At 66.1% G+C, this 16,036-nt stretch carries 14 protein-coding genes; all 14 read left to right on the forward strand.

The window, feature by feature from the left end; translation table 11 throughout:
* The coding region (locus AU192_RS06645) for an MCE family protein (protein WP_120275469.1) at positions 1-1,201 on the forward strand (1,201 nt) is incomplete at its 5' end.
* Positions 1,198-2,229, forward strand: a complete 1,032-nt coding sequence (locus AU192_RS06650) for a virulence factor Mce family protein (protein WP_064395007.1) — start codon at positions 1,198-1,200, stop codon at positions 2,227-2,229. The genes AU192_RS06645 and AU192_RS06650, both read left to right, overlap by 4 nt.
* Positions 2,226-3,794: a virulence factor Mce family protein gene (locus AU192_RS06655; protein WP_064395008.1), complete on the forward strand. Its 1,569-nt coding sequence runs from the start codon at positions 2,226-2,228 to the stop codon at positions 3,792-3,794. Before AU192_RS06650 ends, AU192_RS06655 begins: the two co-directional genes overlap by 4 nt.
* Before the next feature lie 11 nt (positions 3,795-3,805).
* Entirely contained in the window at positions 3,806-5,461 is a 1,656-nt protein-coding gene (locus AU192_RS06660; protein WP_064395009.1) for a virulence factor Mce family protein, read from the forward strand.
* On the forward strand, positions 5,458-6,612 hold the full coding sequence (locus tag AU192_RS06665) for an MCE family protein (protein WP_064395010.1): 1,155 nt from the start codon (positions 5,458-5,460) through the stop codon (positions 6,610-6,612). The genes AU192_RS06660 and AU192_RS06665 overlap by 4 nt, the downstream gene beginning before the upstream one ends.
* A gap of 3 nt (positions 6,613-6,615) precedes the next feature.
* Positions 6,616-8,181: an MCE family protein gene (locus AU192_RS06670; protein WP_064395011.1), complete on the forward strand. Its 1,566-nt coding sequence runs from the start codon at positions 6,616-6,618 to the stop codon at positions 8,179-8,181.
* Positions 8,151-8,798, forward strand: a complete 648-nt coding sequence (locus AU192_RS06675; protein ID WP_064395012.1) for a hypothetical protein — start codon at positions 8,151-8,153, stop codon at positions 8,796-8,798. Before AU192_RS06670 ends, AU192_RS06675 begins: the two co-directional genes overlap by 31 nt.
* The gene (locus tag AU192_RS06680) at positions 8,795-9,769 is read left to right on the forward strand and encodes an RDD family protein (RefSeq protein ID WP_064395013.1); all 975 of its coding nucleotides are present in this window, start codon (positions 8,795-8,797) and stop codon (positions 9,767-9,769) included. Before AU192_RS06675 ends, AU192_RS06680 begins: the two co-directional genes overlap by 4 nt.
* Positions 9,766-10,317, forward strand: coding sequence for a hypothetical protein (locus AU192_RS06685; protein ID WP_064395014.1), 552 nt, complete (start codon positions 9,766-9,768; stop codon positions 10,315-10,317). Before AU192_RS06680 ends, AU192_RS06685 begins: the two co-directional genes overlap by 4 nt.
* Positions 10,284-11,219 (forward strand): hypothetical protein, encoded by a 936-nt coding sequence (locus AU192_RS06690; RefSeq protein ID WP_064395015.1) that lies wholly within the window; start codon positions 10,284-10,286, stop codon positions 11,217-11,219. Before AU192_RS06685 ends, AU192_RS06690 begins: the two co-directional genes overlap by 34 nt.
* Positions 11,220-11,234: 15 nt before the next feature.
* Entirely contained in the window at positions 11,235-11,915 is a 681-nt protein-coding gene (locus AU192_RS06695) for a YoaK family protein (RefSeq protein ID WP_064395016.1), read from the forward strand.
* 9 nt (positions 11,916-11,924) lie between these two features.
* Positions 11,925-12,632 carry an SDR family NAD(P)-dependent oxidoreductase gene (locus AU192_RS06700; protein ID WP_064395017.1) on the forward strand — a complete coding sequence of 236 codons (708 nt, stop codon included), beginning with the start codon at positions 11,925-11,927 and terminating at the stop codon, positions 12,630-12,632.
* Positions 12,633-12,635: 3 nt separating this feature from the next.
* Positions 12,636-13,406: a fructosamine kinase family protein gene (locus tag AU192_RS06705; RefSeq protein WP_064395018.1), complete on the forward strand. Its 771-nt coding sequence runs from the start codon at positions 12,636-12,638 to the stop codon at positions 13,404-13,406.
* A gap of 140 nt (positions 13,407-13,546) precedes the next feature.
* Positions 13,547-16,036, forward strand: coding sequence for a hypothetical protein (locus AU192_RS06710; protein WP_064395019.1), 2,490 nt, complete (start codon positions 13,547-13,549; stop codon positions 16,034-16,036).

Raw genomic sequence — 16,036 nt, forward strand, 5'->3', positions numbered from 1 at the left:
CCTCAACAACCCCCGCACCCCGCCCTACAAGCTGGCCGGCCTGGTGCTGAGCCTGCTGGCAGTTGTCGGGCTGGTGCTGGTGTACATGCAGTTCCGCGGCGACTTCCTGCCGCGCGAACAGCTGACGCTGTTGGCGTCGCGAAGCGGCCTGTCGATGAATGAAGGCTCGAAGGTGACGCTGAACGGTGTGCAGATCGGCCGCGTCACCGGCACCGAGGCGGTCACCACCGGCGACGAGCCACGGGCGAAGATTCTCGTGGAGGTCGACCCGAAGTATCTGGAGTTGATACCGAAAAACGTCGACGTCAGCATCGACGCGACCACCGTATTCGGCAACAAGTACGTGAACTTCTCCGCGCCGGAAAATCCTGTCGCAGAGCGCCTCTCGTCTTCCGACGTGATCGACGTGACATCGGTGACCACGGAGTTCAACACTCTGTTCGAGACGGTCGTGTCGATCTCTGAGCAGGTCGACCCGATCAAGCTGAACCAGACTCTGAGCGCGACGGCGGAGGCGCTCGACGGGCTGGGCGATCGCTTCGGCCAGTCGATCATCAACGGCAACGAGATCCTCACCGACGTCAACGCCAGGATGCCCGAGCTCGCGCGGGACAACCGGCTGCTGGCCGACCTCGGCGAGGTGTACGCCGACGCGGCGCCCGATCTGTTCGACGGGCTGGAGAACGCCGTCACCACCGCCCGCACGCTCAACGAGCAGCAGGGCAACATCGACCAGGCCCTGATGGCAGCCGTCGGGTTCGGCAACGCCGGCGGCGACGTCTTCGAGCGCGGCGGCCCATACCTGGTACGAGGCGCCGAGGATCTGATCCCGACGTCGGAGCTACTCGACGAGTACAGCCCGGCGCTGTTCTGCACGATTCGCAACTTTCACGATGTGGAGCCCAAGGTGGCGGCCTCGCTCGGCGGCAACGGTTACTCGCTGCGGACGCTGTCGGAGCTGATGGGCGCCGCAAACCCCTACGTGTATCCGGACAACCTGCCGCGGGTGAACGCGCGAGGTGGTCCTGAAGGTCGTCCGGGCTGTTGGCAGCCGGTGACCCGCGACCTGTGGCCCGCGCCTTACCTGGTCATGGACACCGGTGCGTCGATCGCGCCGTACAACCACTTCGAGTTGGGCCAACCGATCCTGATCGAATACGTCTGGGGTCGCCAAATCGGGGAGAACACGATCAACCCATGAAAGTCACCGGTACCGCAATCAAGCTCGGCGCCTTCTCACTGGTGCTGTTGCTCTTCACCGCGATCATCGTGGTGGTGTTCGGCCAGGTGCGCTTCGACCGCACCACCGGCTACACCGCGATCTTCTCGAGCGCCAGTGGCCTTCGCTCCGGACAGTTCGTCCGCGCCTCGGGTGTAGAGGTCGGCAAGGTGTCCAATGTCGAGCTGACCAACGGCGGTACGCAGGCGAAGGTCGAATTCAACGTCGACCGGTCGCTGCCACTGTTCGAAGGCACCACCGCCTCGGTGCGCTACCTGAACCTCATCGGCGACCGGTACCTGGAACTCAAACGAGGCGACAGCGACAAGCGGATGCCTGCCGGCGGCACCATCCCGATCGAGCGCACCCACCCCGCGCTGGATCTCGACGCGCTGATCGGCGGCTTCCGGCCGGTGTTCCGGGCGCTCGACCCCGACAAGGTCAACGAGATCGCGCAGTCGATCATCACCGTGTTCCAAGGACAGGGCGGCACGATCAACGACATCCTCGACCAGACCGCGTCGTTGACCGCGGCACTGGCCGACCGCGACCAGGCCATCGGCGAGGTCATCCGGAACCTCAACACCGTGCTGGATACAACGGTCAGGCACCAGACCCAGTTCGACCAGACCGTCCAGGATTTCGAGAAGCTGATCACCGGGCTGAAGAACCGCTCGGATCCGATCGCCAGCTCGGTCGCGGACATCAGCGACGCGGCGGGAACTGTCGCCGATCTGCTCGCCGACAACCGGCCGCTGCTGCAGAGCACCGTCGGCCATCTCGAGGCCGTACAGCAACCGCTCGTCGAGCAGAAGGACCAGCTGAACGACATCCTCACCAGGTTGCCCACAGCGTTCAAGATCATCGGCCGGGCCGGTGGCATCTACGGCGACTTCTTCAACTTCTACGCCTGCGATATCTCGCTTCGCCTCAACGGACTCCAGCCGGGTGGCCCCGTCCGGACCGTCAAACTGTTCAGCCAGCCGTCGGGTAGGTGCACGCCGCAATGAGGACGCTCGAAGGGTCGAACCGGGTCCGTGGTGGCCTGATGGGCATCATCATCCTGGTCCTCGTGATCGGTGTGGGGCAGAGCTTCGCCAGCGTGCCGATGCTGTTCGCGACGCCCACTTACTACGCGGAGTTCTCCGACACCGGAGGAATCGGCAAGGGTGACAAGGTGCGCATCGCCGGCGTCGACGTCGGCGTAGTGCGCGACATGGAGATTCAGGGCGACAGGGTCAGGATCGGTTACTCGCTCGGCGGCACGCAGATCGGCACCGACAGCCGCGCCGCCATCCGCACCGACACCATCCTCGGCCGCCGCAACATCGAGATCGAGCCGCGGGGATCGGAAGTCCTGCGTGCCAACGGCGTCCTTCCGCTCGGCCAGACGACGACGCCGTACCAGATCTATGACGCGTTCTTCGACGTCACCAAGGCCGCCTCCGACTGGGACACCCAGACGGTGCGCGAATCGCTGAACGTGCTCTCGGAGACCATCGACCAGACCTATCCGCACCTCAGCGCCGCGCTCGACGGGGTGGCCCGGTTCTCCGACACCATCGGCAAGCGCGACGAGGACATCAAGAAGCTGCTGGCCAACGCCAACGAGATCGCCGGCATCCTGGGCAGCCGCAGCGAACAGATCAACCGTCTGCTGGTCAACGCCCAGTCGCTGCTCGGCGCCATCAACGAACGCCAGTACGCGGTCAGCATGCTGCTCGAGCGGGTCGGTGCGTTCTCCGAACAGGTCAAGGGCTTCATCGACGACAACCCGAACCTCAACCGGGTGCTCGAACAGCTGCGCGTCGTCAGCGACGTCCTGCGAGAACGCCGATTCGACCTGATGGACACGCTCGTCACCACCGCCAGCTTCGTGGCGTCGCTGGGCGAAGCGGTCGCTTCCGGTCCGTACTTCAAGGTCATGCTCGTCAACCTGCTGCCGGGCCAGATCCTGCAGCCGTTCGTGGACGCCGCCTTCAAGAAGCGCGGGATCGACCCGGAAAAGTTCTGGCGTGACGCGGGCCTGCCGGCCTGGCGGTTCCCGGACCCGAACGCGCAGGGCTTCGAGAACGGCGCCCCACCGCCAGGACCCGCCGTGCTCGAGGGCACCCCGGAGAACCCGGGACCCGGTGTGCTGAAGGGATCGCCTTGCTCGTACACCCCACCGGCCGACGGTCTTCCGCGGCCCGGCGATCCATTGCCGTGCGCGGACCTGTCCGTGGGTCCGTTCGGTGGACCCGCCTACGGGCCACCCAACGTGGCGACCTCGGATCCGAACGTGCACGGTCCGCAGCCGTCGCCGGGTGTGCCCGCCGCGGCCATCCCGGGACAGATCCCGCCGAACGTGCCCGGTGCGCACGGCCAGCTTCCGCCCGCACCGCCGGGCGCGCGCACCGTGCCCGTCGGCCCCATGCCTCCGCAGCCGCCGGACTTCACGCCCGGTATCGCCCCGTTGCCACCGGCGCTGCCCGCGCCTGCGGTGCCGGGACCCGGGCAGCAGTTGGCCCCCGCAGGCCAGCCGCCGCTGCCGGGGAATCCACCGTTCCTTCCGCCGGGATCGCAGCAGGGTTAGGGGGTTAGCAGATGTCGACGATCTTCAACGTCCGAAACCTGAAGCTGCCCGCGGTTTCCCGCGCGACAGTCATCATCGGCACGCTCATCGTGGTGCTGGCGCTGGTGGCCGCCTTCGTCGGATACAACCTGTACAAAAAGCTGACGACGAACACCGTCGTCGCCTATTTCAGCGACACGCTTGCGCTGTATCCCGGCGACAAGGTGACGATCATGGGTGTGCAGGTCGGTCAGATCGATTCGATCGAGCCGGCCGGGGACAAGATGAAGGTCACCTTCAACTACGAGAACAAGTTCAAGGTGCCCGCCAACGCCACCGCGTCGATCCTGAACCCGAGCCTGGTGGCGTCGCGCAACATCCAGTTGTCGCCGCCGTACACCGGCGGGCCGGTGCTCGAGGACAACGCGGTCATTCCGATGGACCGCACCCAGGTGCCGGTCGAGTACGACGAACTGCGTGACTCCATCAGCCGCATCCTGACCGACCTGGGTCCGACACCGGAACAACCCAAGGGTCCGTTCGGCGACATCATCGAGTCGGCCGCCGACGGCTTCGCCGGGAAGGGCAAGCAACTCAACGCGACGCTGAACAACCTGTCGGAGGCGCTGTTCACGCTCAACGAGGGTCAAGACGACTTCTTCGGCGTCGTCAAGAGCCTGGCGCTGTTCGTCAACGCGCTGCACCAGAGCGATCAGCAATTCGTCGCGCTGAACGACGACCTCGCCGAGTTCACCAACGCGTTCACCAACACCGACCGGGAGGTCGCCAACGCGCTGCAAGACCTCGACCAGCTGTTGACCACCACGCGTGCGTTCCTCGACGAGAACGCCGAGGTGCTCACCCACGACATCAACAACCTGGAACAGGTGACCACCGCGATCCTGCAGCCCGAGTCGCGCGACGGGCTCGAGACCGCGCTGCACGTGTTCCCCAACCTCGGGGCGAACTTGATGAACATCATCTCGCCGGTCACCGGCGGCGTCATGGGCATCCCCGTGATCAACAACTTCGCCAACCCGCTGCAGTTCGTCTGCAGTTCGATCCAGGCGGGCAGCAGGCTCGGGTACCAGGAGTCCGCGGAGATGTGCGCGCAGTACCTGGCGCCGATCCTCGACGCGATCAAGTTCAACTTCCCACCGTTCGGTGTCAACCAGTTCGCCTCGGCGCTGACGCTGCCCAAGCACATCGCATACTCCGAGCCGCGGTTGCAGCCGCCGCCTGGCTATAAGGACACCACCGTCCCCGGTATCTGGTCGCGCGACACCTTGTTCTCGCACGGTAACCACGAACAGGGCTGGGTCGCAGCGCCGGGGATGCAGGGCGTCGACGTGCAGCCGTTCACCGCGAACATGATGACCCCGGAATGCCTCGCGGAATTGCTGGGCGGCCCCGACTGCGCGGTACCGGCTGCACCGCCGGCATTCGGCACGACGCGCGACGGCAACCTGCCCGGTCCGCCGAACGCGTTCGACCAGAACAATCCGTTGCCCCCGCCGTGGTACCCACAGCCGGGACCGCCGCCCCCACCCGCGCCGGGTGTGATTCCGGGTGACCCGGGTGGAGCGGCGATGGCCGGACCGCTACCGGGTCCGGGGGCGGGACCCGCCCCCGCCGCACCGGCTCCCGCTCCGGCAGGACCGCCGCTACCAGCAGAGGCAGGTAGATGATGACCGCGCGCAACTGGAGGAGGCTCGCGCAGCGGGCCGTCGCGCTCGGCGCGATCGCCCTTGTCGTGAGCTCGTGCGGTTCCTGGAAGGGAATCGCCAACGTGCCGCTGCCGGGCGGCCCGGGAACGGGCCCAAACAGTACAACCATCTACGTTCAGATGCCGGACACCTTGGCGCTCAACGTCAACAGCCGCGTGCGCGTGGCCGACGTCTATGTCGGCCGCGTGCGCGCCATCGAGCTGAAGAACTGGGTCGCGACGCTGACACTCGATCTGCAACCCGACATCGAGCTGCCCAAGAACGCGCTGGCCCGTATCGGCCAGACCAGCCTGTTGGGCACTCAGCACGTGGAACTGGAGCCGCCACCGGATCCGTCGTCGGAGCCGCTGCGCGACGGGGACACGATCCCCCTGGCGAATGCGTCCGCGTATCCGTCGACCGAACGCGTGCTTGCCAGCATCGCGTCGATCCTGCAGGGCGGCGGGGTGCAGAACCTGGAGGTCATCCAGACCGAAATCTTCAACGTTCTCAACGGTCGGGCCGACCAGATCCGCGAATTCCTCAACAAGTTGGACACGTTCACCGACGAATTGAATCAGCAGCGTCAGGACATCACCCGCGCGATCGATTCCACCGATCGGCTGCTGACGGTCGTCGCGCAACGCAACGACACCCTCGACCGGGTGCTGACCGAATTCCCGCCGCTGATCAAGCATTTCGCCGACACTCGCGATCTGTTCGCCGACGCAGTAGAGGCACTCGGCCGGATCAGCCGGGCCGCCGACAACGCTTTGGCGCCGGCCAGCGACAACCTGCACACCAACCTGCAGAACCTGCAGCGGCCCCTCAAGCAGTTGGGGCGCGCGTCCCCGTACCTGATCGGCGCGCTCAAGCTCATGCTCACCGCGCCGTTCTCGATCGAGAACGTGCCGAAGGTCGTGCGTGGCGACTACCTCAACGTGTCGCTGATGGTGGACCTGACACTGTCCGCGCTCGACAACGGCATCCTGTCCGGCACCGGAGTCTCGGGCATGCTGCGTGCACTCGAGCAGGCCTGGGGTCGTGATCCGGCGACGATGATCCCGGACGTGCGGTTCACACCGAACGCGCACAACGCGCCGAACGGCCCGCTGGTGGAAAGGGGTGAGTGAGCTGTGCTGACCAGGTTCATCAAGATCCAGCTGGTGCTGTTCACCATCCTGACGATCGTCGCGTTGGTGGTGCTGGGCTGGTATTACCTGCGCATCCCCAGCCTCGTCGGAATCGGCCAGTACGAGTTGAAGGCCGAACTCCCGCGGTCGGGCGGCCTGTACGCGACGGCCAACGTCACGTACCGCGGCACACAGATCGGCAAGGTCACCTCCGTCGAGCCGACCGAGCGGGGTGCACTGGCGGTGATGAGCATCGACGACCGATACAAAATCCCTGCTGACGCGACAGCGAACGTGCATTCGGTATCGGCAATCGGTGAGCAGTACCTGGACCTGGTCTCCACCGGAAATCCGGGTCAGTACCTGGCTCCGGGTTCGACGATCACCGAGAGCACCGTGCCCAGCGAGGTCGGCCCGGCGTTAGACGCCGCGAACCGGGGTTTGGCGGTGTTGCCCAAGGAGAAGATCGACAAACTGCTGACCGAGACGTCTGAGGCGGTGGGTGGTTTGGGTCCGGCGCTGCAGCGGTTGGTTGATTCGACGACCAATATCGCGCAGGGTTTCCAGGAGAACCTGCCTCAGGTCAACGACATCATCGAGAACTCCGGGCCGATTCTGGACAGCCAGGTTCAGTCCGGTGACAACATTGCGCAGTGGTCGCGCAATCTCAACGTGATCGCCGCGCAGGCGGCCGAGCAGGATGCCGCGCTGCGGAGCGGGCTGCAGCAGGCTCCGCCGTCGCTCGACCAGGTGTCGGCGGTGTTCAGCGATGTCCGCGAATCTCTGCCGCAGACGTTGGCGAACCTCGCGATCGTCATCGACATGCTCAAGCGCTACAACAAAGGTCTTGAGCAGACGTTGGTGATCCTGCCCCAGGGTTCGGTGGCCGCGCAGGCCGGTACGTTGTTCGAGGATCTCGGTCAGCTGCCGCTGGCGTTGTCGATCAACCAGCCGCCGCCCTGCCTGACCGGTTTTCTGCCCGCCTCCGAGTGGCGCGCACCGGCTGACACCAGTATGGCGCCGCTGCCACGTGGTACGTATTGCAAGATTCCGAAGGACTTCCAGGCCAACGTGGTTCGAGGCGCGCGTAACTATCCGTGCGCCGACGTCCCCGGAAAGCGGGCGGCCACACCGATGGAGTGCCGCAGCGATGAGCCATACGTTCCGCTGGGCACCAACCCCTGGTACGGCGACCCGAACCAGATCCTGTCCTGCCCGGCGCCCGGCGCCCGCTGTGATCAGGGTGTCAATCCCGGTCGCAGCGTCATGCAGGCCCCGTCGGTCAACAACGGGATGAACCCCGCACCGGCGAGTGACCTCCCGGCGCCCCGGGTCACGGCGCCGATCAGCGACCCGTTGAGCCCGCCTGGGCAGGGCAGCGTGACCTGTAGTGGACAACAGCCCAACCCGTGCATCTACACTCCGGCACCAGGGCCACCCGGTTCCACGGCGGTGTACAGCCCGACCAGCGGCCAGGTGGTCGGACCCGACGGCGTTAAATACAACGTCAGCAACTCGAGTAACCCAGGAGACGACGGATGGAAGGAGATGCTGGCACCCGCCAGCTGAACCCCACCGATGCTGATGAGACGCCCGACGAGTCGCTAGCAGTATCCACAGACAGTTCACCCGCCGAGGAGCCGACTACCGTAGAAGAAGGGGCCCCAGCCGAAGCGCGCCGAACTTCGCGGATCGGACGCGGTCTGGCCGCCGGCATCTGCGCGGCCCTGCTGCTGTTGGCCGTCGCAGGCGGCGTCGCGGGATACCTGTTGTTCCGCAACGATCAGAAGGTCGCGGCCGCCGACCGCGGCGAGGCCGCCGCTGTGCAGGCGGCGAAGGACTGCGTGTCGGCGACGCACGCTCCCGACACCGCCGCCATGACGGCCGCCCAGTCCAAGATCATCGAATGCTCGACGGGTGACTTCGCCGTGCAGTCCTCGCTGTACGCCGGCGTGCTGGCCGAGGCCTATCAGGCGGCTCAGGTCCAGGTGCAGGTATCGGATATGCGTGCCGCCGTGGAGAAGCACAACGACGACGGAACGTTCGACGTCCTGGTCGCGGTGCGGGTCAAGGTGACCAACTCCGACATCGCCGATCAGGAGCAGGGATATCGCCTGCGGGTGAAGATGGCGCCCGACGACGAGGGCTCCTACAAGATCGCCAAACTCGACCAGGTCACCTCGTGACGTCCCTGATCGAAGCGCCTCCGGACTCGACGGGCACCGACGTGGCCGTCGACGAGCCGACAGCGCCCTGGTCGGCGAGGGTCGGCGCGTTCGCCGTCGACGTCCTCATCGGGCTCGCCGTGGCGACGACGCTGGCGCTGGTGTCGCTCACCGCACCGCAGCGCAGCCCGCTGTGGTGGGGATATCTGGTGGCGATGGGGGTGGTCGTGCTGGCGATGGCGGTCAATCGCCTCGTGCTGCCGACCGTCCTGGGTTTTTCGCTGGGGCGTGCGGTCTTCGGTATCGCGGTCAGGACGCGCGACGGTTCGCCGCCGGGAGTGTGGCGCCTACTGCTGCGCGACGTCGCACACCTGCTCGATACCGCGGCATTGTTCATCGGGTGGCTGTGGCCGCTGTGGGATCGGCGCCGCCGAACATTCGCCGACCTCCTGCTGCGCACCGAGGTGCATCCGATGCCGCGGCCGGAGCGCAACGTCCGCAAGCTCACCGCTGTCGTGCTGATCGCCGCCACGCTGGCCTGCGCGACGGCCGTCGCAGTGAACTACTGGGTGGTGTACCGACACGAGCGCGCGGTCGAGCAGACCAAACAGCAGATCGCCGAACAGGGCCCGCGGATCGTCGAGCAGATGCTGAGCTTCAAGAGTGACACCATGCAGCAGGACTTCGAGCGGGCACAATCGCTGACCACCGACGGCTACCGGCAGCAGTTGATCGAGCAGCAGAAGGCCGGACAGGACGCAGGTGTCACCTCCAACGAGTACTGGGCGGTCAGCAGCGCGGTGCTCGAAGCGACACCCGACACCGCAGAGATGCTGCTGGCGTTGCAGGGCCAGCGGGGCGATAACCCCAACGAACTGAAGTTCATCACCGCCACCGTGCAGGCCGAGTTCGCCAAATCCGGTGACGGCCAGTGGCGCGTCGCCAACCTCACCGTGCTCAAGCGGCCGCAGATGACTGCGCAGGGCCGATGAGTCCGCGGCGCAGAGTCGACGCCGACGAGCGGGACTTCTTCGAGGTGGAACCGGAGCCACCGCGCCGCTGGGGACTGCCGATCATCGCCGCCGTGGCATCACTTCTGATGGTTGCCGCGATCGCGGCAGGCTCTCTGATGTTGGTCAGCCACGAGAAGAATCGCCGCACGGTCGCCAACGACCACGCCGCGCTGGTGTACGTCAGCGAGTTCATGACCGACTACACGTCGTTGGACCCCTTCAACGCCAACGCCTATGTGGAACGCATCCTGGCGCAGGGTACGGGCGACTTCGCCAAGACCTTCAAGGAGAAGCAGAACGAAATCCTGATCCAGGTCGCGCAGGCGGAGCCCACCAGTGGATCCGTACTGGCCGCGGGCGTGCAGCGGTGGAACGACAACGGCAGCGCCGACATCTTGGTCGCGACCAAGGTCTCCGCCAAAGGGCCGGACGGCAAGTCGACAGTCGAGAGCGGAAGTCGTTGGATAGCAACGGCTATCAAGGAAGGACAGCAGTGGAAGATCAGCCAGCTGATCCAGGTGATCTGACCACCGGACCCTCGGCGGAATCCGCCCCGGCGCCGCGCCGGCGGCGGTGGTCCCTCCTTCGTCGCAGGCATAAGGAATCGGCCGAAGCCGCAGCGGGTTCCGGTGCGGGGCAGGAAGCGGCGCCCGCAGCGGATACGCCCGCACCCCGGCCGGTCGGCAAAGCGAAACGCCGGGGACGGACGAGCGTCGAGACAACGGACGGCAAGTTCGTCGATACTTCCGCGGAGGAGGCAGCCGCCTCGGAACCCGAAGAGGACGAAACGGAAACGGTCGCTTCGGAATTGGTCGCCACAGAACCCGAAGATGCCGAGACGGAGGCCGTCGAGCCCGAGCCCACCGACGAGCCCGCCGTCGTGCCACAGGAGGTGCGCTTCGTCCCGCACCGGCCAGCGGGCAAGCGGCTCATCGCGGCGATGGTAGCGGCCGCTGTGTTGTTCGTCGGTGCGGCCGCATTCGCCGCGTCGACCCTGCAGCCCTACTTGTCGGAGCGAGCCGAGATCAACACCAAACTCGACGTCGCTCGCACCGCGGCAAGTGCGATCTCCACGCTGTGGACCTACACGCCGGACAACATGGAGACGTTGCCGGAGCGGTCGGCGGCGTTCCTCGGTGGCGACTTCGCCTACGAATACCGCAAATACATCGACGCGATCGTCGCGACGAACAAACAGGCGCAGGTCACCAACACCACGCAGGTGATGGGCGCGGCGGTGGAGACGCTGACCCCCGACGAGGCCACCGCGATCGTCTACACCAACTCGGTGGCGACCAGCCCGATGAGCAAGAACATCCCTTCGCTGCGCTACCTGTCCTACCGGTTGACGATGGAACGCCGCGATGCGAAGTGGCTGATCACGAATATGTCGACCATCACGTCGCTGGACCTGACACCGCAGCTGTAGTCGGGAAGTTGACACGTGATTGTCGAATCCCCTGTCTCAGAACGATTGACGATCACCTGTCTGCTGCTGTTGACGTTCGCGACCGGTCTGGTGGATGCGGTCAGCGTCCTCAAGCTCGGCCACGTGTTCGTGGCGAACATGACCGGCAACGTGATCTTCCTGGGTTTCTGGCTGGTGCCGCACTCGGGGGTGGACGTGACCGCCGCGCTGGTCGCATTCGTCGGCTTCGTCGCTGGCGCGGTGGCCAGTGGCCGGTTCACCCGCCACCTGGGCACCGATGTCCGTCGCTGGCTGTCGATCACGATGACCTTCGAGGTCGTCCTGCTGGCGGGGCTTTCGGTGCTCGCCGGGACCGGAGTGCTCGACTATCAGGACAACACGAAACTGCTCCTCATCGCCGGTCTCGCCGTCGCCTTCGGCGTTCAGAATTCCAGCGCCCAGCAGTTCGGCATCCAGGAGTTGTCGACGACGGTCTTGACGACGACCATCGTGCGGATCGGCTTCGACAGCCGGTTGGCCGGCGGCACCGGTGAACGGGAGAAGTTGCGCTACAGCGTGGTTCTGACGATGTGTGGTGGGGCGGTCGTGGGGGCGACGATGACCCGCTTCACCGTCGCGCCGATCATCGGGCTCGCCGCGGCATTGGTGGCCCTCAGCGGGATCTTGTTCTGGGTCGGGGACAGGCGCCGCCGCTAGTCTTGCCGTATGCCTTCGGTACTCGTCACCGGCGCGTCGCGGGGAATCGGCAGGGCCATCGCCGAGCACCTGGCCGCCCGTGGATGGCAGGTGATCGCCGGTGTCCGTACCGAGACGGACGCCGTGGCGGTCACCGCGCTGGATCCGCACCGGATCTCGGCGGTACTCCTCGACGTCACCGACGCCGGCCAGATCGCCGCGTTGGCCCACGTCTTGCCTGCGCGACTGGATGCTGTCGTCAACAACGCCGGGGTGGTCGTCAGCGGCCCCATGGAGGCGGTGACGTCCGACGAATGGCGAAAGCAGTTGGAGATCAACGTGATCGGCCAGCTCGCGGTCACTCGGGCGGTACTGCCACGGATGCGGGAAGCACACGGCCGGATCGTGTTCATCTCCAGCGTGAACGGCAGGGTGTCGATGCCGTTGCTCGGAGCGTATGCCGCGAGCAAGTTCGCGCTCGAGGCCGCCCTTTCTCCGGAGCACCGCGCGCTGTACGCCGAACACATCGCGGGGATGAAGAAGATGGTGCCGGTCGCCCAACGGATGGCCGTTCCTACCGAGAAGGTCTCCGCCGTGGTCGAGGAGGCGCTCACCGCGCGCCGCCCGCGACCTCGTTATGTGGTGGGGCTGGCGCCCAAGCTGCAGGTGGCCGTGGTTTTGAAGTTGCCGACCCGCGTGCGCGACGCAGTGCTGCGCCGGGTGTCCGGTCAGCCCTGACCGATGAGGGAGTTCGTCAAGCGCAACGCCTCTGCGCCCAGGGGCTTCTTCGCGTGTGAAGCCGCTGGGCTGCAATGGCTTTCGGCCGCCCACGACGGTGTTCCGTGTGCGGCTGTGCTCGGTCACGACGACACCAGCCTCAGGTTGGAAGAACTGCAGAGCGTAGCCCCGACCCGATCCGCGGCGCGCGAGTTCGGATGCCGACTCGCGCACACGCACGACGCAGGCGCCGCGGCCTTCGGAGCCGCGCCGGACGGATGGGAGGGGCCAGGGTTCTTCGGGCCGATGCACGAACCGCTGCCCATGTCGTTGACCGGACATGAGCGCTGGGGCGCCTTCTATGCACGGGAGAGGTTGGCGCCGATGGCCCGCGCCGCGGCCGATCGACTGGACGCGGAGTGCCGCGCGGCGATCGACACGGTGATGGCCCAGTGCGAAGACGGCGACTTCGACGACGACGATCCGCCCGCCCGCCTGCACGGCGACCTGTGGAGCGGCAACGTGATGTGGACACCGGACGGCGTGGTGCTGATCGACCCCGCCGCCCACGGCGGTCACCGCGAGACCGATCTGGCAATGCTCGCGCTGTTCGGCTGTCCCCACTTCGACGAGGTGATCGACGGCTACCAATCCGTGCGGGAGTTACGGGCGGGATGGCGCGGCCGAGTCGGATTGCATCAGCTCTATCCGCTGTTAGCCCACGTCGTGTTGTTCGGCGGCGGTTACGCACGGCAAACATCGGTGGCGGCGCGCAGCACCCTCACCGGGTTCTAGAGCGAATGCGCTGGCTGACCCGTCTACTTCGATAAGTTAACTTATTTACCGAGCAAACAAATTTGCTGAAAGCGTAGTCTCGTGAGAGCCTGCCTGTTACGGTCACGTAAATTGCTGTTTCGTTCGAAAGGACCGGATCAGTGGCTGGCAGACACGGCAGGCATGGCAAACGCAGCCGCACCTCCAAGAAGATCGCGGCGATCGGCGCGGCCACTGCGACGGCGACGGCGCTCACGGTCGGCGCCGCACCCCTGCCCGAGCCGAGCGACGACGCGAAGACTCTCGTAGATACCCACGTCAACCTGGCCGCGGCGGTGAATCAGTGGCCCGGACCCGATGAGATCCCCGACCTCACGTTCGGCCTCGGTCCGGCGGTCTACGACCTCGGCCAGGTCGCCGCAGAGGTGCTCATCCGGCTGGTAGTCGAGAACTTCAACCTCGCCGTGCTGGCACAGGCGGCCGGCGCCGACCCGGAGTCGGTGCTGAACAACCTGCTTGGCGGGGTGCTGGGTGAGATACCGCCAGGTTTGCTCGCTGACGTTGTCGGCGCGATACCGATCGACGTACCGGGAGTCGTGGGCGCACTCATCGATCCCCTTGGGATACTCACCCCCGACGTGGAACAGCAGCTCAGCAACCTGCTGGCAGGCTCGCTGCCGGAAACCATCGGCGGCCTGTTCGGTCTGCTCGGCCTCGACCTCAGCGATCCGTTCAACCTCTCCAACCTGCCCGGACCGGTCAACGTGATCACCGCGGGCCCGGTGTTCACCGTGCTCAAGCTGTTGGGAGTCGACCTCGGTTGGGTGCCCGGCCTGCCGCGCGCTATCGCCGAGGAGGTCAACAAGACCCCGTACCTCGACGTGGAAGTCAGCCTCGAGTCAGTGCTGCGCGAGCTGGAGATCCTGAATCCGGTGTTGGACCTGCTCGACATCCCCATCCCCGACATCGACGCCGTCGAGGTCCGGGTGCCGGTGGTCCTGAGCATGGGGCTCGGCGCCTTCTCCGCCGGGGCGGCATACGAGCGAATCGTCGCCGACCTGGTCAATCAACCGGGCGGGGACAACGCCGCCGAGCATCCGCTCCTGGGTAGCATCACCATCCTCCCGATGATCCTGCTGCGCAATCCCGGGCGGGCCAACGGCGGAATGTTCGCCCGCTTCTATCCTCTGTTCGGCCTGGCGGGCATCAAGACGGTGACCCCAGAGACCGAAGCCTCCTACAGCGGGGGCACCCCGCTGCCCGGCACCGGCCTCTCCGTCGGCGGTGCGAACCTGATCCCGATCAAGCTCGACGCGACGGTTCAGTACGACATGCTGAGCGACTTCGCCGCGTGGCCGAACCCGTTCTCGTTGGCCAACAACCTCTTTGCGGGCCTGCTTCCGACCTACATGCTTCGCGGCGTCACGCTCGACCCCCAGCAGCTGCTGGAGCTCGACGATCTCGCGGAGCGCATCCGGAACGGCGATCCGCTCGCGGTCAACCTCTATCTCACGCTGCGCTCGGCAACCCTGCCGCTGCTCGAGCCGCTGTATCTTGCCGCCGACGTGCTCAACCTCGTCACGCTCGGAGGGGTCGCGCGCTACAACCCGTTCAGCATGGTGGCCAACGCGCTTGCGCCGGCGTTGACCAGCCTGGTGAACCTCGGCTACACCGACGTCTATTACAACCCGCAGACGGGCGGTTACGAGCGGTCACTGGACGAGGCCGGCGACCCGACGCCGTTCATGTCGTTCCCCAACGTTGACTGGGCCCAGGTGCCGGGCGTCATCTTCAACCAGTTGGTTCAGGGCATCTTCAAGGAGTTCTTCAGCGGCAACCCGACCGTAGGCACGCCGAACGTCCTGACCAGTCTGCTCGGGTTCCTCACGGGCGGATCCCTCTGGGGTACAACGCCAACCAGTGTGCTGACCGACATCGTCGATGAGGCGCTGGAGGAGGCCACCGAGGAACTCCTCCCCGACACCGCGCAGGAGGAGGGCGAACTACCCTCGCCGACCGACCTGCCCGATTCCGGCGCGCGGATGCTCACCCTCGTGACCGACGAACCGGAGGGCGAGGAGGCAGTCGACGACGTCGTCGCAAACGAGGCCGACGACAAGGTCGCAGACAAGCTCAAAGCCGAGGCCGTCGTTCAGAAGCCCGTAGAGGAAGCGGTCGGCATTGAAGAGACCGCGACCAAGGACGTGAAGGCCGCCGAGGGCGACGGCGAAACCACGGTGAGCGAGACGGGCACCAAGATCCAGGACTCCAAGACCTCCGAGACCCCTGCCGATAAGACCACCGCCGATGACACCAAGGTCGGAGAAACGAAGGCCGGAGAAACGAAGGCCGGAGAAACCAAGACCGGAGAAACGAAGGCCGGGGAGACCACGACCGGCGACAAGGACGATGACACGAAGAAGGGCTACAAGCCGGGCAACAAGTTCAGTCCGAACACCGGCGCCAAGTCCGGGCCGAAGCACGCCAAGCCCGACAACGGTGAGCCGGTCAAGGCGGTACCGGGATCGTCACCGCGACATGCCAAGCCGGACAACGACTCTCCGAGCGCGACCACCGGAGACGCCGGCAGCAGCACGTCCGGCACCACCTCCGGCACATCCGGTGAGGGGTCCAGCAGCGCCGCGGCTTGA

This window comes from Mycobacterium lehmannii (genome assembly GCF_001499925.1).
Classification (GTDB): Bacteria; Actinomycetota; Actinomycetes; order Mycobacteriales; family Mycobacteriaceae; genus Mycobacterium; species Mycobacterium lehmannii.